Source organism: Halomonas sp. AOP5-B2-8 (genome assembly GCF_052376475.1).
GTDB classification, from domain to species: Bacteria; Pseudomonadota; Gammaproteobacteria; order Pseudomonadales; family Halomonadaceae; genus Vreelandella; species Vreelandella casei.
The window spans coordinates 141,412-161,577 of sequence record NZ_JBQSVS010000001.1 but is presented as its reverse complement, the minus strand read 5'-3'; the positions used below and the strand labels follow the sequence as shown (position 1 = coordinate 161,577).

Annotated in this window: 17 protein-coding genes; 13 read left to right on the top strand and 4 right to left on the bottom strand. The window is 52.5% G+C overall.

What is annotated here, in order from left to right; genetic code table 11:
* The first annotated feature begins 26 nt into the window (after positions 1-26).
* Entirely contained in the window at positions 27-515 is a 489-nt protein-coding gene (rsd, locus tag ACT3RP_RS00675) for a sigma D regulator (RefSeq protein WP_193062299.1), read from the top strand.
* A gap of 86 nt (positions 516-601) precedes the next feature.
* On the opposite strand, the gene ACT3RP_RS00670 is transcribed toward rsd, so the two are convergent.
* Together ACT3RP_RS00670 and ACT3RP_RS00665 are read right to left on the bottom strand one after the other, a co-directional pair.
* Entirely contained in the window at positions 602-3,694 is a 3,093-nt protein-coding gene (locus ACT3RP_RS00670; RefSeq protein ID WP_192536138.1) for an efflux RND transporter permease subunit, read from the bottom strand.
* The gene (locus ACT3RP_RS00665; RefSeq protein ID WP_192536137.1) at positions 3,678-4,799 is read right to left on the bottom strand and encodes an efflux RND transporter periplasmic adaptor subunit; all 1,122 of its coding nucleotides are present in this window, start codon (positions 4,797-4,799) and stop codon (positions 3,678-3,680) included. Before ACT3RP_RS00665 ends, ACT3RP_RS00670 begins: the two co-directional genes overlap by 17 nt.
* Positions 4,800-5,077: 278 nt before the next feature.
* On the opposite strand from ACT3RP_RS00665, the gene ACT3RP_RS00660 reads away from it, so the two are divergent.
* Positions 5,078-6,052: a malate dehydrogenase gene (locus tag ACT3RP_RS00660; protein ID WP_483393046.1), complete on the top strand. Its 975-nt coding sequence runs from the start codon at positions 5,078-5,080 to the stop codon at positions 6,050-6,052.
* 148 nt (positions 6,053-6,200) lie between these two features.
* Here ACT3RP_RS00660 and ACT3RP_RS00655 read toward each other — a convergent pair whose 3' ends face one another.
* Entirely contained in the window at positions 6,201-6,857 is a 657-nt protein-coding gene (locus tag ACT3RP_RS00655; protein WP_483393045.1) for a histidinol-phosphatase, read from the bottom strand.
* A gap of 192 nt (positions 6,858-7,049) precedes the next feature.
* On the opposite strand from ACT3RP_RS00655, the gene rppH reads away from it, so the two are divergent.
* The gene (gene rppH, locus ACT3RP_RS00650) at positions 7,050-7,565 is read left to right on the top strand and encodes an RNA pyrophosphohydrolase (RefSeq protein ID WP_096281226.1); all 516 of its coding nucleotides are present in this window, start codon (positions 7,050-7,052) and stop codon (positions 7,563-7,565) included.
* Between the two features lie 63 nt (positions 7,566-7,628).
* Complete coding sequence (gene ptsP / locus ACT3RP_RS00645) at positions 7,629-9,890, top strand: phosphoenolpyruvate--protein phosphotransferase (protein ID WP_483393349.1); 2,262 nt, start codon at positions 7,629-7,631, stop codon at positions 9,888-9,890.
* Between the two features lie 11 nt (positions 9,891-9,901).
* Here the strand turns inward: ptsP and ACT3RP_RS00640 are convergent, their stop codons facing one another.
* The gene (locus tag ACT3RP_RS00640; protein ID WP_483393044.1) at positions 9,902-10,708 is read right to left on the bottom strand and encodes an NRDE family protein; all 807 of its coding nucleotides are present in this window, start codon (positions 10,706-10,708) and stop codon (positions 9,902-9,904) included.
* A gap of 126 nt (positions 10,709-10,834) precedes the next feature.
* On the opposite strand from ACT3RP_RS00640, the gene ACT3RP_RS00635 reads away from it, so the two are divergent.
* From ACT3RP_RS00635 to ACT3RP_RS00595, 9 genes are all read left to right on the top strand, one after another.
* The gene (locus ACT3RP_RS00635) at positions 10,835-12,040 is read left to right on the top strand and encodes a response regulator (protein WP_483393043.1); all 1,206 of its coding nucleotides are present in this window, start codon (positions 10,835-10,837) and stop codon (positions 12,038-12,040) included.
* Between the two features lie 98 nt (positions 12,041-12,138).
* A complete protein-coding gene (gene lgt, locus ACT3RP_RS00630) occupies positions 12,139-12,942 on the top strand; it encodes a prolipoprotein diacylglyceryl transferase (protein WP_483393042.1) in 804 nt (267 codons plus the stop codon).
* Between the two features lie 103 nt (positions 12,943-13,045).
* Complete coding sequence (locus tag ACT3RP_RS00625; protein WP_444624700.1) at positions 13,046-13,864, top strand: thymidylate synthase; 819 nt, start codon at positions 13,046-13,048, stop codon at positions 13,862-13,864.
* Positions 13,861-14,391, top strand: coding sequence for a dihydrofolate reductase (locus ACT3RP_RS00620; RefSeq protein WP_444671667.1), 531 nt, complete (start codon positions 13,861-13,863; stop codon positions 14,389-14,391). Before ACT3RP_RS00625 ends, ACT3RP_RS00620 begins: the two co-directional genes overlap by 4 nt.
* A 20-nt stretch (positions 14,392-14,411) precedes the next feature.
* Positions 14,412-15,257: a ProQ/FINO family protein gene (locus ACT3RP_RS00615; protein ID WP_193062316.1), complete on the top strand. Its 846-nt coding sequence runs from the start codon at positions 14,412-14,414 to the stop codon at positions 15,255-15,257.
* A 264-nt stretch (positions 15,258-15,521) separates the two neighbouring features.
* A complete protein-coding gene (locus ACT3RP_RS00610; RefSeq protein ID WP_483393041.1) occupies positions 15,522-16,634 on the top strand; it encodes a porin in 1,113 nt (370 codons plus the stop codon).
* Positions 16,635-16,857: 223 nt separating this feature from the next.
* Entirely contained in the window at positions 16,858-17,871 is a 1,014-nt protein-coding gene (locus ACT3RP_RS00605) for a porin (RefSeq protein WP_483393040.1), read from the top strand.
* 267 nt (positions 17,872-18,138) lie between these two features.
* Positions 18,139-19,455 (top strand): oligosaccharide flippase family protein, encoded by a 1,317-nt coding sequence (locus ACT3RP_RS00600; RefSeq protein ID WP_193062322.1) that lies wholly within the window; start codon positions 18,139-18,141, stop codon positions 19,453-19,455.
* A 33-nt stretch (positions 19,456-19,488) separates the two neighbouring features.
* The gene (locus ACT3RP_RS00595) at positions 19,489-20,166 is read left to right on the top strand and encodes a WecB/TagA/CpsF family glycosyltransferase (protein ID WP_193062324.1); all 678 of its coding nucleotides are present in this window, start codon (positions 19,489-19,491) and stop codon (positions 20,164-20,166) included.

The window sequence follows — 20,166 nt, the reverse complement described above, 5'->3', positions numbered from 1 at the left end:
TTATGCACCGTTAAGGAGAGAGCTCCATGCTCGAAGATTGCAAAAATGCCCTGGAGCGCTGGGGGGGCGTGCACACCTTGATCGACCGCTGGCTAGATCAGCGTCGCCAGCTGTTAATAAGCTTCATTGAGCTAAAAGAGGCGTGTGATGCTGAGCTAGAAGCGGTGAGCAAAGCGCCTATCGATACCTTCAGTGAGCAGTTGATGGACTACATCAGCGCCGGTCATTTTGAAATTTACCCTCAGCTTTCGGAAGAGGCGCAGGCGTTTGGCGATGAGGCAGCGTTAGTCATCGCGGCTAAATTACTGGAGCGCTTAGAGATGTCGACCGAAATGGTGCTGGAGTTTGATGCTGACTTTGGCTCTACGCTCAGCTGCGAGCAGAATATTGCCCGTTTGCCCGCCTGGATTGACCGTTTGGCCCGAGGCCTGACGGAGCGCTTCGCGCTCGAAGACCAGTTGATTGCGCGCTTGCATGCCGCTAACAGCCCGCAGAACGCCAAAGCACCTGCTTAATTTCACTTATATAAGCTAACGCAGACAATCTAATAGGCGCCGCCATGCGGCGCTTTTGTCGTCGTGGCGTTTTGTTGCTCCCTTGCTTATCGTTCGCTGCTGGCTACTCGTGATTCACGACGCAATTTGCCGCCAATCACCAGCATACAAGGGGTGAGCAGTAGCGTGAGCGCGGTGGCGAAGGTGAGGCCACCCGCAATCGCGCTGGACATCTGTGTCCACCACTGAGCAGAAGGCGCATTAAAGCCGAGCGCAGGGGTAAATAGGTCGACGTTGATACCCAGTACCATCGGCATCAGCCCCAGCACCGTGGTGATCGCCGTTAGCAGTACCGGGCGTAAGCGCAAGCAGCCAGCTTCCAGGGCCGCCTCGCTCGGCGCCATGCCTTCGCCACGCAGCTCGTTATAGGTGTCAATCAAGACAATATTGTTGTTGACGACGATGCCTGCCAGGGCAATGACGCCCATGCCCACCATCACAATGCCAAACGCCTGACCGGTTATGAGCAGGCCCATCAGTACACCGGCGGTTGAGAAAACGATCGCTGACAGTACCAGACCCGCCTGATAGAAACTGTTGAACTGGGTCACCAAAATAATCGCCATCAGGCCGATAGCGATTAAGAATGCGCTGACCAGAAACTGCATCGACTCCTGCTGATCTTCCTGCTCGCCAGCAACGTTCACCATTAGCCCATCGGGTAGGCTGTCGCGGCTGGCGTCGAGCAGGGCGCGCAGGCGTTCGTCGGCGAGGTAGCCCGGGGCTAGGTCAGCGTCAACCGTAATGGCGCGGCGGCCATCAATACGGCTAAGCGTGCCCACTTTAGGCGCGGGCTCTAGCGTCACGAAATGCGAGATCGGCACCTGTCCACGCTGAGTGTTGATGGTCAGGCGCTCTAGCTGATCCAACGAGCGCCAGTGTTGCGGTAGGCGCACGCGAATATCGACCTCATCGCTGACTTCCGGCGGCCGGTAGCTCGCTACCTGAAGGCCAGTGGTGAGCAGTTGCACCGCGCTACCAATCGTGGTGATGTCGGTGCCCATGCGCGCGGCGGCCTCGCGGTCCACGTTCACCTGCCATTCGACCCCCGGCAAGCTGCGATTGTCCTGAATATCGACAAAGCCACCCAGCTCGCGCATTAGCTGGGTGAGCTGGCCAACCCCTGCGTCGGCGACATCGGGGTTGGTGGCACTTACTTCTAGCACAATCGGCTTACCGCCGCCGGGGCCCGATTCTTGTTCCTGAAATTCAAGCGTAATGCCAGGAATGTCGCGGGCGCGATCGGCCATGTCGGCTAAAATAGCCCGGGCAGGGCGGCGCTCATGCCAGTCTATAAACTGGAATTGGAGCATGCCAATTACATCATTGCCTATCTGCTCGTTGGGTAGCGCAAAGGAGCGCGCATAGAGTGCTCTCACTTCGCTCAGGCCCGAGAGCCTGGCTTCCACTCGCTGGACAATGGCGTCGGTCTCTTCTGCGGAGAAATCACCGCGGGCGCGGATAAGCACCTGGGCACTGTCAGGCTCAACGTTAGGGAAAAAATCGACGCCGTGATTAAAGCGTGCATAGCCGGTATACAGCAGCACCATCAGCAACACGGTGACCAGCAGCACCCACGCCGGATGCTTGAGTAAGCGGGCGAGCACATGCCGGTAGCCGCGGCCTAATGAGGTGGCGGCGGGCTCAAGGCTAGCATCTGTTTGATTCGCAGCGGAGCGGGTAAACAATCGGCCCAGCGTAGGTAAAAATATCAACGCCATGGCCAGCGATGCCAGTAGGCACAAAATCACCGTAGCGGGCAGGTACTTCATAAATTGACCCACCACGCCTGGCCAGAACAGTAAGGGGATAAATACTGCGAGCGTGGTAGCGGTAGAGGCGATCACCGGCCAGCTCATGCGTGACGCGGCGTTGAGCCACGCTTGGTGAGGTGTTTGGCCATCCCGTAAGTAGCGGTCGGCAAGCTCGCTCACCACGATCGCGCCGTCCACCAGCATGCCGGCCACCAAAATCAGCGCGAACAGCACCACAATGTTGAGCGTAAAGCCAAACGCCCACACCAGCAGTATGCCGGTTAAAAAGGCACCTGGTATCGTCAGGCCGACTAGCAGCGCCATGCGCCATCCCATCACCGCGACCACCACAATCAGCACCAGCACGACGGCGGTCAGTACGTTGTTTAATAGCTCGGAGAGCATATTGGCAACGGTGGTCGACTCATCCAAAATAGTGGTGAAGCTCAGTTGTTCGGGCAGTAAATCACCGGCTTGAGCCAAACGCTCACGCACCGCGCTAATCGTTGCGATGATGTTCGCCCCGGCGCGCTTGGAAACTTCTAGCACCACCGCTGGCTGGCCATCTATACGGGCAAAGCCCTCGGGGGATTTATAGGTAGGCTGAATCCATGCCACGTCGCCAAAAGTGACGACCTGGTCATTCTCGACCTTGACCGGCATATTCATGACGTCTTCAAGGGACTCAATGATGCCCGGCACTTTGAGCGCTAAGCGCCCGGCGCCGGTATCAATACTACCTGCAGCGACCAAGCGATTATTACGCGACACCTGATTAAACAGAGCATCAAAATCGACGCCGTAGCTTTCGAGCACTAGCGGATCAACGACTATTTCCAGCAGGTCTTCACGGTCGCCGGCAATATCGACTTCTAGCACATCGGCGATGCCTTCAATTTCCTCTTGCAAGCGCCTGGCAACGGTAATGCGTTCGCGGGTATCCAACTGCCCGGAAAGCCCAATCGTTAACACCGGGAATTCTGAAACGTTGACCTCCATTACCCGCGGTTCATCGGCTTCTGAAGGTAGTTCGCTACGGGCAATATCTACCCGGTCGCGAACGTCAGTCAGCGCGGTGTCTGGGTCAAAGCCAGGATCAAACTCCAGAGTGATGGAGCCATGCCCTTCGCTGGATTGAGCGGTGAACTTGCGTAGCCCCTCAATGCCGCGAAGCTCTTGCTCCATGGGCCGAATGAGCAGCCGTTCTCCGTCTTCTGGGCTAACGCCTTCCAGCGACAGAGAGACATAAATCATCGGGATCGTAACGTCAGGGTTGGCTTCTTTAGGAATCATCTGCCAAGCGACGGTACCCGCCAAAAGCAGGCTCACCAATAACAGTAGCGTGGTGCGGGTGTGCTCTAGCGCCGCATTAATCAACTGGCGCATGAACGCTATCCTGCCCGACTTGCGGTTGCGAAATAATGGGGTCTTCAGCAGGTACCGGCGTCACTGTTTCGCCGATGTCCACCATGCCAGCGCCAAGCGTAATCAGGCGCAGCGGATCAGGTAAGCCCGCAACGTAAGCACGCTGTATGTCGGCGCTGACCAACTGCACAGCGGTTTGCTGCACTTGGTCGTTAGCATCTAAATGTTTAACGGCCAGTTGGCCTTCGCCGTTTAGGCTAAGTAGCGCAGGCGAGAGCGTGTGAACTTGGCGAGGCGGCAGAATAATCGTGAGCTCCGCACTGGCGCCTGCTAGGCGCTTACCGGCCGGGTTATCCAACGTGGCCTCAATGTAAAAGCTGCGTGTGGCTTCTTCGGCACGGTGACTTATAAAGGTCAGCTCGCCTTCTAGGTGGTCGCCATTCAGCAGCCGTGCGGTGACCGGCAAACCCTCGGTCAAATCGCCTACCTGCTGTTGAGATACCCAGGCTGCGCCCTTCAAACGGCGGTCATCCACTAGCTGGGCCCACTCTTCACCGGGCTGCAATAGATCACCCACCTCTACCTGCACGCGATCCAGTACACCATCAAACGGCGCAGTGGGGCGACTATCATTGAGTTGTTTCTGTAGCTGTGCCACCGACGCGGCGCTGGCGCTGAGCGCACTCTGTAAGCGCAACAGTTCCGGCTGTGAGATTAACTCTCGCTGGCGCAGGTTGCGCGCACCGCTGTATTCCGCTTCGGCCACTGCCAGTTCGTCGCGAGCTTGCTGCAACTGCTCGGGTAGAGCATCGTTATCCAGCACTAGCAAGGTGTCACCCGCCTGGACACGACTGCCTTGAGTCACCGGCTTCTCCGCCACAAAGCCCGCTAAGTTGGCACGCAGAGTGGTTTCACGTTCGGCGGTTAGCTGGCCTTGGATGATCTGCTGCGGAATAAACGGTGTGCTTTGCTGTTCTATCACTTCAACGCGCGGGCCTGTTTGGCTGCGCGCGGGGGCATCTGGCGGCGTTGTTTGGAAACGCTGGAAATTACCAAACGCGAGCCATATCACCAGCGCCAGCACCAGTAGGCTAGCCAGGGCATAAGAAAAGGGGATTCTTCGCATGGGGGCGTCCATGTCCTTAATAAAAAGCTTAACAAACAACGTAACAAAAAAAGCTTAGCAACAAGCAGGTAGGGCGTTAAGACGATGACACCATAACGCAACTCGGTGTTTTCAGCGAGTAGCAAGCCGAGGGGGAACGGTGCGTTGGTTAAATAGGTCGTAGTCGCATGTCTGATTGAGTTTTTGCCCGGCTGGGCATACCATCTTGGCGTCTTGAGTTCTGTTGAACCACTCCTCAGGCGAGAACCATCCCTAGGCGAACCAATCAAGGAGCAATGATGAAAGATCCAGTACGTATTGCGATTACCGGCGGTGCCGGCCAGATCAGCTACTCTCTTATTTTCCGCATCGCCGCTGGCGACATGCTGGGGCCGGATCAGCCTGTCATTCTCCAGCTTCTGGAAATTCCTCAGGCAATGGACGCTCTGAACGGCGTGGTTATGGAAGTTAACGACTGTGCCTTTCCGCTGGTGAAAGACATCGTCGCGACCGATGACCCGAACGTCGCGTTTAAAGACGCCGACTTCGCTCTGCTGGTTGGCGCACGTCCGCGTGGCCCGGGCATGGAACGTAAAGACCTGCTGGAAGCTAATGCAGCGATCTTCTCTGTCCAGGGTAAAGCACTGAACGACCACGCTAGCCGTGACGTTAAAGTACTAGTGGTGGGTAACCCCGCCAACACTAACGCGCTGATTGCTTCTTGCAACGCGCCGGATCTCAAGGCCGGTCAGTTCACCGCGATGACGCGTTTGGATCACAACCGCGCTCTGGCCCAGCTGGCACAGAAAACCGGCAAGCACGTGACAGATGTTGAAAACATGATCATCTGGGGCAACCACAGTGCCACCCAATACCCCGACATTGCCCAGTGCAAGGTTGACGGTAAAGCGGCATCTGATTTGGTTGAGCGCGACTGGTACGAAAACGACTTTATCCCTACCGTGCAACAGCGCGGCGCGGCGATCATCAAAGCACGTGGCGCCTCTTCTGCCGCCTCTGCCGCTTCTTCAGCCATCGACCATATGCACGACTGGGCGCTGGGTTCTAAAGGTATCGTCAGCATGGCGATTCCGTCTGACGGCAGCTACGGCATCGAAGAAGGTATCATCTACTCCTACCCAGTGCGTTGCCAGGGTGGCAAGTATGAAATCGTTCAAGGCTTTGAGCTGAACGAATTCAGCCAAGAGAAGATGAAAGCGAGCGAGAAAGAACTGCGCGAAGAACGTGCAGCGGTTGAGCACCTGCTCGGCTAAACCCGTTAGCTGCCGCTTATATATGGGCGCAAGTTACGCGAACCCCACAGGCCATGCTTGTGGGGTTTTTTATTAGTATTTGCTACTGAGCAACGCTTGCTAATGACCACGCTTGTTAATGACTACTCGTCACTACCGGCTGCTGATATTAGTCCCGCAAACTCATAATCCGCCATTGGCGTTCTTCTGCCACTTGGCGCAGGGTGTCGTCGGGGTCTACCGCGACAGGGTGATCTACTTTCTCAAGCAGAGGCAGGTCATTGTGCGAGTCGCTGTAAAACCAAGCGCCGTCCATCGAAAGATCCTGCTGTTCAAGCCACTGATTCAAGCGAGTCACTTTGCCTTCACGAAAGCTGGGAATGCCGGAAACACGCCCTGTGTAGCGGCCCTCTTTTACTTCAGGGTTCACGGCGATCAAGTTATCCACACCCAGTCGCTCGGCGATTGGCGCAGTAATAAAGCGGTTGGTGGCGGTAATGATCAACAGCGTGTCGCCTTGGGTGCGGTGACGCGCCAGCAGCTCCTCTGCTTTGGGTAAAATATGTGGCTCAATTTTGCTAGCCATAAACTGCTGATGCCAAGCAGAAAGCTGTTCGGGCAAATTATCGGCCAGCGGTTTAAGTGCCACTTCCAAAAAGGCCGCCATATCCAGCTTGCCCGCATTGTAGTCGGCCATAAAGCGTTCATTGGCTTCGTGGTAAGCAATGGGGTCAACGGCGCCTTGTTCGAGTAAAAACTCACCCCACGCATGATCGCTGTCGGTGGATAGCAGCGTATTATCCAAATCGAAAATGGCCAGACTCACGATGCTCACCCTTTTTAATCAGTGGTTATAAGTGCTTGGTATTGGTCTGTAAAGGGGCGAATTATCGCAGAGTCGCCCAGGCTTTCCCACCCGCGCAGCATAAGCATTCACCGCATGGCGTTATAATGTATTGATACGCTTGTCACCCTTGTGGAAAAATGGGGGTAACTGAAAATTTATAAGGTGATGTCCGTGATCGACGCTGACGGCTTTCGCCCCAATGTTGGCATTATCATTGCCAATAGCCAGGGGCAGCTGCTTTGGGCACGTCGGGTAGGACAGAATGCGTGGCAATTTCCCCAGGGGGGCATCAATGCAAGCGAGACACCACAACAAGCGCTTTTTCGTGAGCTTTTTGAGGAAATCGGTTTAACCGCCGACGATGTTGACATTGTTGCTTGCACCCGGGGCTGGCTACGCTACCGTCTGCCACGACGTATGATTCGCACACATTCGCGTCCGGTCTGTATAGGCCAGAAGCAGAAGTGGTTTTTACTTAAAATTCGTTGCCAGGAAAGCCAAATATGCATGACGGCTACCCCAACGCCCGAATTTGATGGTTGGCGCTGGGTCAGCTATTGGTATCCGCTAGGGCAAGTGGTGCCTTTTAAGCGAGAGGTCTATCGGCGTGCGCTGAGGGAGCTATCTCCCCGCGTTCAGCGCCTGGCACAGGATGAAGAATGGGGCGACTGCTGGCTGCCACACTAGGGCGGCGCGAGTCTGCCAAGAAATTCCTCAGCGAGGCAAATAACAGTGAAAGGTAAAACGTCCATGCTTGAGGTGCTGCGCCGTGTTATTCAGGAAGTGAATGGCGCGCGTACCCTTGATGCCGCGTTGTCTACGATGGTACGTCGAATCCGTAAAGCGATGCAGACCGATGTGTGCTCCTTCTACCTTTATGATAAAGCGCTGGATTCACTGGTATTGATGGAAACTATTGGCCTGCGCACTCAGGCAGTGGGGCGCGTCGTATTGCCGTTAGGTGAAGGCCTGGTTGGTTTAGTGGCCAAGCGCAGCGAGCCGCTTAATCTTGAAGATGCCCATGCTCACCCGCAGTTTCGCTATTTTGAGTCCACAGGTGAAGAGCGCTATTCAAGTTTCTTAGGCGTGCCGATCATTCACCAGCGTCATATGCTGGGCGTATTGGTCGTTCAGCAGGCTGAAAAACGTAGTTATGATGATGAAGATGAAGCCTTTCTGGTCACGATGGCCGCCCAGTTGGCCGGCGTGCTGGCGCATGCCTTGGCAACCGGTAATCTAATGCGCCCGGCGCTTGCGGGTGGCCAGGCAATGTTTAAAGGCGTTGCGGCATCGCCAGGCATGGCCATGGGTGAAGCGGTGGTCATTACTCCGCCAGCTGATCTGAATAGCGTGCCGGATCTCGTCCCTAGCGATCAGGATTACGAAGTCGCTCGCCTGAAAGAGGCCATTGGCAAAACCCGGAGCGAAATTCGCGCGGCGGCCGAGCGTTTAGCAAGCCGCATATCGGTTCAAGAATTGGCGCTATTTGATGTTTATCAGCAGATGCTTGGCGAAGCAGCGCTAGCCGATGAAGTTGAAAAGCGTATTCGTGAAGGGCAGTGGGCGCCCGGTGCTCTGGCCGATGTAGTGCGTCGTCACGTGCAGTATTTAGAGCGAGTTGACGATAACTACCTGCGTGAGCGCGCGGCAGATATTCGTGACCTAGGCCGCCGCGTGCTTGCACATCTGCAGGAAGATACGCCCTCTACGCCGGAAACCTATCCCGATAACGCCATTTTAGTGGGCGATGAAATTAGCGTTGCTATGCTGGGTGAAGTCCCTCGCGATAAGCTTAAAGGGTTGGTGTCAGTGCGTGGCTCCAGCACCTCTCATGTGGCAATTGTCGCCCGTGCGATGGGTATCCCGACCGTGCTAGGTATGGTGGATTTGCCGCTGCCGCGTCTAGGCGGAGCGCCCGTAGTGCTAGATGGCCATCGCGGCCGCTTGTTTGTACGCCCAGCGCCCGAGCTGACCGCGCGCTACGCAAGCCTGATTGCTGAAGAGAAAGCGCTTAGCGAGTTTCTGGAACATGAGCAGGATTTGCCCAGCGTAACGCCCGACGGCTATACCATGCCGCTAATGGTCAATACCGGGCTTGCGGTAGATGCCACCGCGCTGCTGAAAAGTCGCATAGGCGGCGTAGGCCTTTATCGTACCGAAGTGCCTTTTATGATTACCGAGCGCTTCCCCGGCGAAAAAGAACAGACTCGCCTTTACCGCGATCAGTTAGAAGGCTTTGCGCCGCTGCCAGTCGTTATGCGTACGCTGGATATCGGTGGCGATAAAGATTTGCCCTACTTCCCGATTGAAGAGGCTAATCCGTTTCTTGGCTGGCGCGGTATGCGCGTCACGCTGGATCACCCGGAAGTGCTGATGGTGCAGCTGCGCGCCATGCTAAAAGCATCGGTCGATCTGGATAATCTCTACGTTCTGTTTCCGATGATCACCAACGTAGAAGAAGTGGATGAGGCGTTGCGCCTGCTGGACCGCGCTATTTTGGAGCTAGGCGAGGAAGGTATCAGCGTCATCCGGCCTCAAGTGGGGGTAATGATCGAAGTGCCTGCGACCATTTATCAAATGGACGCCTTGGCCAAGCGTATCGACTTCTTCTCCGTGGGTAGCAACGACCTTACTCAGTATTTGCTGGCGGTGGACCGCAATAATCCACGAGTATCCAGCCTTTACGATGCGCTGCATCCAGCGCTGCTGGGCGCCTTGCAGGAGCTTTCCCACGATGCTCAGCGGCTCAATAAACCTATTTCGCTATGCGGTGAGTTGGCCGGGGACCCGGCCGGGGCGCTGCTGCTGATGGCGATGGGCTTTACTAGTCTTTCAATGAATGCGCCCAGCCTGCCTAAAGTGCGCGCAGCCATCCGTCGAGTGCCGCTGTCGGATGCCCAGCAGTTGCTCAAAGAAGTCATGACGTTGGATACGCCTGCCTTGGTGCATGCGCATCTTGAGAGCCGTCTAGACGAATGGCAGTTGTCGCACCTGATGCCGCCGCGAGACTAGACAGGGCTTCATCACACGCTGCTGCGTAGTGCTAGGGAGGTTTTACCTTCATTGCGCCCCAGCGGCCCAAAGCGCTGCTCAGTGATGTCGATATTGCCTTGGGCATCAAGCGTGAGCCACGATGTGGCGCGTGTGCCGTAGCGCTCGCCAACAATAAACGCCGCGGAGAGTTGGCGTTCTAGTGCAAGGCCTATCCCCGTATCGGGCAGTTCTTCGTTAGCGGCTTCCTGCGGATTTTGCATCGCTTGTTGAACGGCGATGGGCCAATCTTCAGAGGAACCGTTTTCAAGTGCATTTTCAAATGCGCTTTCAAGTGCGCTTTCAAGTGCGCTGCGTACATGCAATAGCTTAGGCCACGGTGAGTTAAGGTTGGCGTTGGATAAGCCGTGCACGCCAGGGGGCACTTCATTGAGCGTAAGGTGCTCTTGGCTACGATGCAGGAGCCAAAGGCGCTGCGGTGTTGCTACGAGCAAATTAAATCCCGCATAGCGTAAAGCATCGCCTTGGCTGAGCACTGTTAGCCACTCGTCAATATCATTACATTTCAGGGCATCCGCTACTAACTCACCTCTACTTGGTGCGCCGGGCGGTACGACGAGCTGAGGGTCGCGGACATTGGTCAGTGCGGCCACGACACCGCCTCGCTTGGCCGCCAGCCACGAGCCGCCAGCCTCTAAATCGCGCCCGCCTACAACGTCAGCGCTTGCTTCCCAGTAGCCAAGCGGTGCGGTGGGTCGCGCGTGGAGCTCATCGCGATTGCCGATGAGACGTAACGGCATGGAGGTGCTGGGTTGCCAGGCGAACGTAATTAAGCACATAGCGTAAACTCACAGATCAGAAAGTAAAAAGCGTTCAGTCAACGGCCTGCATGACAGTAACGAAGTGTAGACGTACACTTAGGCCGGTATCATTATCACAGGCCGTATGGCCATCAGGAAGGCGAGATGACGCAACGCTATCAAAGGGAGCATTTTTGGGAAGCCATTATATGGCCGTTCCTTTGGCCACTGTTGTTTTTACAAGCAGCGCTAATATTCCTGTGCCTCGCCGTGGCGTCGATGGTGTGGTGGATGTCGCCAAGCTACGTGTCATGGAGCACTATGCTCTGGCTGGCATTGGCAATGCTGATCGGCAGTAGTTTGAATGTCGGTGCTTTCCTGATGCTGATTAAAACCCGTGCACGGCGTAAAGATAGCCGCTTTATGCAAGAGCTTGCTGAACTTGAGCGGCACAGTCAGGCGCTATTAGCTACGGCGTCACGTTCGCTGCCAGAACATCGGCGCGCGCCACTTAAGGCTGCCGACGAGTCTCAACTCCCGCTTCAGCGCTTGGCCAGCGTTAATGTGGTATTAGCCGAGATTGAACCCTGTATTGTCTGCTCACAAACCGCCAGTGCCGCCGCTCAACAGGCACAGCAAGAGCATGAGCAGTCGCTATTGGACGATATTCAGCATCAGCAGCGCCAGTTGAAGCATCTAATGACAGGACGTGAGCGGGCGCGCGAAGAATCGCGGTTAAAGTCTGGCTACTTAGCGCTGCTGCAGAATGAGACTGATAAGCTATTCGAGTATCTGAATACGACCGCTGAGCAGGATTTGACGAATGGCTGCCGACAGTGGGTGTTTGATGTGGGTGAGCGCCTTTCAGATATTCGGTCACTGCTCGCTAGTCTGGCGCTTCAAAATGCTGACAATGATAAAAGTGGCCAGCAGGGTAGTCAGCCTATGCTTGATACTGATGCGCCGCAGCGACATTTGCGCGTGCTAGTTGTCGATGATGGGCCGGTTAATTTGATGTTGGCGAGTCAAATGCTGGAGGCCCAAGGGTTGCAGGTGGAAGGCGTAAGCAGTGGGGAAGAGGCGCTTGAGCGCCAGCAAAGCACTATGTTTGATTTAGTATTTATGGATATTTTTATGCCTACGCTAGATGGGCTCGAAACGAGCCAGCTCTGGCGCGATTATGAGCGTACACATGAGTACGGTAGAAGTGTGCTGGTAGCGCTAACGGCTAATGCCGACAATGCAGGGCGCGAAGCCTGCCTAGCAGCCGGTATGGATGACCTGCTAGCCAAGCCGTACCAGCCAGAAACACTGCTCAATATGATCGTGCACTGGTTTCCTGGCACGATAAAAGTGGATGCTTCTACATGAGCCCTGGCTGCCGGTTTCACTGGGGTAGCCGTGCTGCCCTGTCTGGTATATGAACGGCCCTCAATAATTGATCCTTTTAGTCAGCTTAGAGAGTGTAAATGATTAACTACCCGACGATTGACCCAGTGGCTATCTCCTTGGGCCCACTGCAAGTCCATTGGTATGGCTTGATGTATGTAGTAGGTTTTGTAGCGGCCTGGTGGCTTGGCTGCCGGCGCGCATCACGCTTAGGTCTCAATAATGATGATATCGGCGACTTGCTTTTCTATTGTGCGATAGGTGTCGTCGCGGGTGGACGTTTGGGCTACGCGTTATTTTATGGATTGGGGCAGTGGTCAGCCGATCTTCTGTGGATTTTCCGCGTGTGGGATGGCGGGATGAGTTTTCACGGCGGGCTGCTCGGCGTATTGCTCGCGGCCTGGATATTCGCAAGACGAAAAAAAATGGCATTTCTAACGCTGACAGACTTTATCGCGCCGCTAGTGCCGATTGGTTTAGGTGCGGGGCGTATCGGTAATTTTATTAATCATGAGCTGCCTGGGCGTTTAACGTCGCTGCCCTGGGGCATGCCATTTCCAGGTATGGGGCCTGAACCGCGTCACCCCTCTGCGCTTTATGAGGCGCTACTGGAAGGAGCGGTGCTCTTCGCCATTTTGTGGTGGATTTCTGCCAAGCCAACCGCACGCGGATTTATCTCAGGCATGTTCTTAGTCTGCTACGGCGTTTTCCGCTTTATGGTCGAGTTTGTTCGCCTGCCGGATGCCCATATTGGGTTTATTGCTTTCGATTGGGTCACGATGGGCATGCTGTTAACGCTGCCGATGATGGCGTTAGGCCTATTAATTATCGCCTGGTCACGCTCTCAGCCAGTTGATGTTCAACTACAAAGTACCAATGGGTAAGTATTAGTAGGTTGAGTGCAGGCGGGGGGCGATCTACACATTGCCCCCTATGACCTCTCCGCCTAAAATGAACCGCTACATCGCCTGTTAATTTGGAAATTCTGTGACTGCTACAACGCCCGCGCTAGAGCAACCCTATTTAGACTTGATGCAGACCGTTTTAGAGCATGGCGTTGACCGCCATGACCGCACCGGCGTGGGCACTCGCTCCGTGTTTGGCCATCAGATGCGCTTTGATTTGTCGCGTGGCTTTCCGCTGCTGACGACTAAAAAGCTGCACCTGCGCTCTATTATCCATGAGCTGCTGTGGTTCTTGAAAGGTGACACTAATATCGCTTATCTAAAAGATCACGGCGTGCGGATATGGGACGACTGGGCAGATGAAAACGGTGATCTGGGCCCCGTTTACGGCTATCAATGGCGTAGCTGGCCTGACCCTAAGGGCGGTAGCGTTGACCAAATCGCTAAGGTGCTGGAACAAATCCGCACGACGCCTCAGTCGCGCAGGTTGATTGTGTCTGCCTGGAACCCTGCTCAGGTAGATGAAATGCAGCTGCCGCCGTGCCACTGTCTTTTCCAATTTTATGTGGCTAACGGAAAACTGTCGTGCCAGCTCTATCAGCGCAGCGCCGATATTTTCTTAGGTGTTCCGTTCAATATCGCCAGCTATGCGCTGCTGCTAACGATGGTGGCTCAGGTGGCTGGCCTTCAGCCTGGTGAGTTTATTCATACGCTGGGCGACGCTCACCTGTACAGTAATCATATGGAGCAGGCACAAGAACAGCTGGCCCGCACGCCGAAGGCAGCGCCGCAGCTGGTGCTTAATCCAGAGATAAACGACTTGTTTGCGTTCCGGTTTGAAGATATCCAAATTGACGCATACGAGGCGCACCCTCACATCAAAGCGAAGGTGGCGGTATGAGCAATAACGTCGACCCATTAGTGCCGGTGGCTATGATTGTCGCTATGGCGCGAAATAGGGTCATTGGCGTAGAGGGGAAACTGCCATGGTATTTGCCTGAAGATTTAAAATTCTTCAAACGTATGACACAGGCAAAGCCGTTGGTGATGGGACGCAAAACGTTTACATCGATTGGCAAAGCGCTGCCGAATCGGCTCAATGTTGTGGTAACACGTAATGCTGAGTTTGTTCACGAAGGCGTGCGTGTTTGTCATGATCTTCCAGCAGCACTTGCACTAGCCGACCAGCATGCCACCATTGAGGCAGCAGAAGAGATTATGGTGATGGGGGGCGGCGAGATTTATCGCCAGGCGTTACCCTTTGCTCAGAGGCTCTATATAACAGAAGTGGATTGTGACGTAGAGGGTGATGCCACGTTTCCGGAAATTGATGGCCGGGTGTGGCGCGAAGTACAGCGCGTAGCGGGGCAGCCAGCGGAAGGGCAACCAAATTACGATTTCGTCGTCTACGAGCGCACTGCCGACTGATAAGGTCAAAGGAGAAGGCTATGGCCGCCAGCTTAATAACTATGCTAGATGATTTAGAACAGCGTCTTGAGAGCACCCAAGCTGAGCTACAGGCCCTGCGTGAGGAAAATCAGCGCTTAAAGCAGTTAGTAGGCAACAATGTGCTACCGCAGGGCGAGCCAAGTGCGGCAACGTCCCAGAACTCTCCTGCAGCCGAAGCAGTCGCTGCCACCGAAGGCAGTGCGATAATTGAAGAAGCTGAAGCTGAAGCTGAAGAAGTTGAAAATCCCGCTGAAGCGTCATCTAGTGATTCGTCTGAAGAGCGAGTAAGCAGTGAAGGCCCAGATGAAACGCACAAAAATGAATCATTGGCACTGCAGCCTGCTGTCGTAGCGCCGCAAGCACCTTCTCCACACGCGCTACTTAATGAATGGTACGAGCGCTACCCGAAAGCGTTCTTCAAAGGCCATACTAAGCCTCTGAAAGTGGGGATTCATCAAGATTTAGCTGAGCGCGAAGCATGGCCGAGCAAGCTTGTACGGCGTGCCCTGGCTAACTATGTTAATCTGCCGCGCTATATCAAAGCAGTCCGAGCTGGCGCTGAACGGGTTGATTTAGATGGGCAACCTGCGGGAAATGTGGATAAACAAGCAGCATTGCATGCATCAGAAAAACGCGGTGAGCCGCAAGGTAGTGCGTCGCAAGATGGTAAGCCGAAAGTAAGTAAGTCGCCAAAGCAAGCTCAAGCTAAAAAGCCCTCTCTGGCAGCTGAAGAAAGCCGCCAGAAGGTGGCTAAGCAGCCTGATGTGGAAAACAATGAGTCCCGTAGCTCGCTTAGCATGGAAGACAAATTGCTAGGTTTACAGCAGAAGTTCAAGGGCGGCTGAGACCGGGTGACGGTGTAGGGGTTCCATAAAAAAGTGCAAATAGTAAAGAAACACTGTTTTTTTCTATTGCGTTCATAGGAATCCCGGTATAGAGTTTGTCCTGCGAGCATTGGACTATAACAAGGCTTAGTTGAGGACATGCCGCATACCTCCGGGAAAAACCGGCGGATGGGAAAAGAGCATGGCCCGCAAAAGCCACCTGCCGGCTTATTAAGAGCCGAGCAGCAACGATCGAAACAGTATACGAGTTAAGGAACTTACATCATGAAAAAAACACTTTTAGCGACTGCTATCGTTGGTGCCTTGGGTGCCTCTGCTGCAGCACAAGCAGCAACTGTATACGACCAAGACGGTACTAAACTGGATATCTACGGCCGCATCGCCATGGGTATCGCTGGTGGCGGCCCTGAATTCAACAGCGCTGGTCAGCGTATTGATGATGGCGCTGAATTCGTAGACGTTTTCTCTCGTCTTGGTCTACGCATGAGCCACGAAGTTTCTCGTGACCTGACTGCTTTCGGTCGTCTTGAGTGGCGTTTCCGTGCTGATGAGTCTGGTAACCGCAACGGTAACAACTTCGATGCATTCTCGGAAACTCGTCAAGCGTACCTAGGTTTGCAAAGTGACCAGTTCGGTACTTTCCAAGCGGGTAACTTTGACAGCTTCTACAACCAGTTCGTTTCTCTGCCGTTCGATGTTTACATCGACCGTGGCCTAGAATTTGCTGGTCATCCGAAACAGTCACGTGGCGACTCTATCGGTTACTACACGCCTGACCTGAGCGGTTTCACTGCCTTCTTGCAGCTGAAACACTACAGCGAGCGCGGCCTGCTTGAAAACCAAGTAGTAGACGGCGTACAGATCGGTGAAGTTTCTGACGAAGGTTCAGTAGTTGCACCACAAGGTGGTGTTCGCTACGCACAAGGTCCTGTGACTGTTGGTCTAGGCTTCGTTGAAGATGTGAAGCGTGGCGGCGGTAACGGCGAAATGCTGTACGGCCTGATCGGCTCTTACGACTTCACTGACCAGTTCTCTGCACGTCTTGGTTATGAAACTCGTGAAAACAACAGCGGTTACGATCTTCGTGGCGCTAGCGACGAAAATGGCTACGACAAAGTTGGCCTAGGTGGTACTTTCACCACCGGTCCTTGGGCATTCACTGGTGATTTCTACAACGTCGAGCGTGACGGTGAAGAAACCAGCAAATCCTGGGCACTGGGTAGCTATTACAACGTTTCTAGCAGCTTCGACGTATTCCTAGAAGTCGCTGATGCTGATGCATCTAACCGCATCAACAGCAACACCAATCTAGGTGACGTAGTTGGCGACCTGACTGACGACGTATACTGGCTGACAGGCGCTCGTTACCACTTCTAAGCTTGGTTTAACCACCTTGCTTTAAGGGTAGCTGCCTAGCAGAACCAATAGAACCGGCCTCTTATGAGGCCGGTTTTTTTGTATATATGAAAGGCTGTAAAGTAGATGTTAGTGATGGTCGGAAATCTATAGCATCTTTCTGTATTTTAAGAAATAATATAACATTGCTTTTATGCAAAAATATTAAAAAATGCTCATAAAATAAAGGTAAGGGATAGTGATAATGAAAAAGAGGCTGTTAGCCGTTGTAGTCAGCGGCAGTTTTTGGATCTCGGCAGCTCAAGCCACACCACTTTATAATCAAGACGGTACACAGCTAGATATCTATGGTCGTATTGCCATGGGGATTGCAGGTGGCGGCCCTGAGTTTGATCTTGCAGGTAACAAGATAAATAACGGCATTGAATTTGTGGACGTCTATTCACGCCTAGGGTTTCGAATGAGCCATGCGGTGACATCGGATCTAACTGCTTTCGGGCGTCTAGAGTGGCGGTTCTCGGGCGATGAGCGCGATAGCGGTTTTAAGGAGACTCGTCAGAGCTATATTGGATTAGCAAGCAAACGTTATGGAACCCTGCAGGCTGGTAACTTCGATAGCCTCTACTACCAATTTGTGTCGGCGCCCTTTGACGTATATCTAGACCGGGGCTTGCTCTTTAACTCAACTGGCCTGCAATCAAGGGGGGACGCCATAGGTTATAACACGCCAGAGTTGAGCGGCTTCACTGGCTTCCTACAATTGAAGCACTACAGTGAGCGAGGTCTGGTGAGCGCAGAGCAGCGCAGTGAGGGTGACGTCGTTGCTGCACAGGGCGGTGTTCGCTATCAGCATGGCCCGTTTAAAGTCGGGCTGGGTGCGGTAGAAAATGCCGTGCGCGGCGGTGGTAATGGTGAAATGCTCTATGGCTTAATAGGGGCCTATGACATCACTGATCAGTTGTCTGCACGCCTTGGGGTGGAAACGCAAGCGGATAGTGACACCTACGGAGGAGGGTTCGACACTGCAGGCGTTGGCGCCACTTATACCGTCGGCCCTTGGGCATTTGCAGCAGACTACTACAACGTAGACAGGGATAAAGGTAAAGAAAGCAATGCCTGGGCAGCAGGTGCGTACTATAAGGTGTCTAGCGCGTTTGATGTGTTTGTAGAGCTGGCTGATAGCGATGCACCTAGCATACGGCACCAAAGCCTGCCTGATAGAACGTATTGGCTGGCAGGAGCGCGTTATCTTTTTTGAGTAAAAATATGATGTTCGTATATAATATGTAGATCAATGAGATAGTCTGCTTAATGTAAGCTCTCGCCGTGACAGCGAGAGCTTTTTTTTCGAACCCATCTTGATACATCACGCAATAGCTAGGTATAAATTACTCGAAAATGGGTTAAGTGACGTGATGAGAAGTTACGTGTTACATGCTTCTAAACAAACAGGTATGATTCAGCCCTAAAAACATCTCCGAAATATATTATACTTAGTTTTTTAAATCTAGAAGAGAAATGTAGAATGCTTGTCAAAAAAGTCATGAAAAGCCAGCTGCTAACTACCTTTTCTGCCAGGGGTATCGCGGCTGGAGGGACTTTTTTACTCTCTTATGTCTTGGCTACATTTGTAACCGTTCAAGCATTTGGCGCATTTATGCTGTGCCTGTCTGTGATGATAGGGGGGCAAGTGTTTACCAGCCTCGGAACAGATAGAGCTACTCTTAAGTTTATGGGGATAGCAACCTCTAATGGTAATAAAGAAGAGATAAAGTGGATTTATCAGCGCTCAATGTTCGTTAATATTTTAGTAGGCTGCTTGTTTTCAATTTTACTCTGGTTTTTTTCCCCTGCGATTGCTCAAGTACTATTCTCTTCAGTTGAGAGTGGTGTTGAAAGTTTGAAAGTAACGGCTATCATATCTCCGCTTTATAGCGTTATTTATTTATGTAATTTTCTTATGAAAGGTTGGGGAAGGGCAAATATTTCATGTTTTTTTGAGATAGGCTGTATTTCAATTATACTGAGTATTCTCGTAATGCTTGGTAGCCTATTTGATTATAAATTTAATGCTCTTGAGCTTGTTTTGGCGTTAGGGTATATCTTGTTTTTTTATTTACTATTGGCTGTATGGTATGTGTTGAAAATATACAAGGACTGCCGCTTCGTATCGCTAGAAAAAGTGAGCTTTTCAAGAGGCTTTTACAAAAGTCTCCCCGATTTTTTACTTGTAGGCATCATTTTTTACTATACACAGTGGGGAGCTGGAATCGTACTAGGCTTTTTTCACGATGAACGCGATGTTGCGATATTTAGCCTAGGGCTGAGGCTGGCAATGATTATTGGTTTCATTTTAACGGTCTACGATAGTATTCTTGGGCCAAGATTTGCCAGACTGCAGCATGAGAATGATCAAAAAAATCTAAGAGAGTTAGCTCAGAAAAGTGCTTTTCAAATGACGTGTGCCGCATTCATACCTGCGGCAGTATTTCTTGTGTGGCCAGAAGCCGTGCTGGGGCTATTTGGATCGGATTACAGCGGTGCAAGTAGCGTACTAAGGATCTTGGTGGTTGCTCAATTGATAAATGTTATGACCGGGTCTATCATATTACTGCTGCTAATGGCGGGTGAACAAAAATCCGCAAGGAATATTCTCATTTGGTCTGTAGTGATTGGCGGGCTAGCATCGCTGTTGCTCATTCCCATGTATAATGCTAATGGTGCTGCGCTGTCATTACTACTATGCTTGTTGATACAAAATGTGGTGGCATTGTATGTTGTCAATAAGAAATTCGGCTTTTTAGTCATCGACTGGAGAGAGGCTGTTAAGTTTAATAGTTAACATCTTTAGTTTCTAAAATACATGCGGTGAAGAATGATGGTTAAGTTAGAAAGGGAGTTTCAACAAGAGAAGGGGGTTGATTGTAGTTTTATCAATCCTTTTTCTTTGGGAGTGGTTGCTCAGGAGTTGAGTAGCGAAGAGTGCGCAAAGATAAAGTTTTACGCGGATGGAATCGCAATTGTTATTTATGCGCGTCTCTTCAAAAATAAAAAAATAACGCGCACTAGCTTTGATGATACGTCACTTGCTCCTGTTGTGTTCAATCATGCGTTGCAGCAGAACTCCACGGTAACATTAGTGGGTGGCACTGAAGATAATATCCAGAAAGCCAAAATGCTTTTAGAAATCAAGTATCCAGGTTTGCAGGTAGTGCTAGCTCGATCAGGTTATTTTAATAGCGACGATGAATATAAATTATTTCTTAAGCAATCAAATTCTACTGATATCCTAATTGTTGGTATGGGGGCTGGTAAGCAGGAACGGGTGCTTCTTGATATGAGGGAGAGTGGCTGGAAAGGTACTGGCTTTACGTGTGGCGGTTACTTAGATCAACTTGTAGAAGCGAAGGGGCTGGATTATTACCCGGAACTTGTGAATAAGCTGCACTTAAGGTGGCTTTACAGAATATTTAAGGAGCCCCGTCGGTTATCAAAACGGTATTTTAAAGACTATCCATATTATTTAATTAAATTTGGTAACAAAATTCGGTGA

Coding starts and splice junctions, on each gene's coding strand:
- rsd (WP_193062299.1), top strand. CDS start 27: ATGCTCGAAGATTGCAAAAATGCCCTGGAGCGCTGGGGGGGCGTGCAC.
- ACT3RP_RS00670 (WP_192536138.1), bottom strand. CDS start 3,694: ATGCGCCAGTTGATTAATGCGGCGCTAGAGCACACCCGCACCACGCTA.
- ACT3RP_RS00665 (WP_192536137.1), bottom strand. CDS start 4,799: ATGCGAAGAATCCCCTTTTCTTATGCCCTGGCTAGCCTACTGGTGCTG.
- ACT3RP_RS00660 (WP_483393046.1), top strand. CDS start 5,078: ATGAAAGATCCAGTACGTATTGCGATTACCGGCGGTGCCGGCCAGATC.
- ptsP (WP_483393349.1), top strand. CDS start 7,629: ATGCTTGAGGTGCTGCGCCGTGTTATTCAGGAAGTGAATGGCGCGCGT.
- ACT3RP_RS00640 (WP_483393044.1), bottom strand. CDS start 10,708: ATGTGCTTAATTACGTTCGCCTGGCAACCCAGCACCTCCATGCCGTTA.
- ACT3RP_RS00635 (WP_483393043.1), top strand. CDS start 10,835: ATGACGCAACGCTATCAAAGGGAGCATTTTTGGGAAGCCATTATATGG.
- lgt (WP_483393042.1), top strand. CDS start 12,139: ATGATTAACTACCCGACGATTGACCCAGTGGCTATCTCCTTGGGCCCA.
- ACT3RP_RS00620 (WP_444671667.1), top strand. CDS start 13,861: ATGAGCAATAACGTCGACCCATTAGTGCCGGTGGCTATGATTGTCGCT.
- ACT3RP_RS00615 (WP_193062316.1), top strand. CDS start 14,412: ATGGCCGCCAGCTTAATAACTATGCTAGATGATTTAGAACAGCGTCTT.
- ACT3RP_RS00610 (WP_483393041.1), top strand. CDS start 15,522: ATGAAAAAAACACTTTTAGCGACTGCTATCGTTGGTGCCTTGGGTGCC.
- ACT3RP_RS00605 (WP_483393040.1), top strand. CDS start 16,858: ATGAAAAAGAGGCTGTTAGCCGTTGTAGTCAGCGGCAGTTTTTGGATC.
- ACT3RP_RS00600 (WP_193062322.1), top strand. CDS start 18,139: ATGCTTGTCAAAAAAGTCATGAAAAGCCAGCTGCTAACTACCTTTTCT.
- ACT3RP_RS00595 (WP_193062324.1), top strand. CDS start 19,489: ATGATGGTTAAGTTAGAAAGGGAGTTTCAACAAGAGAAGGGGGTTGAT.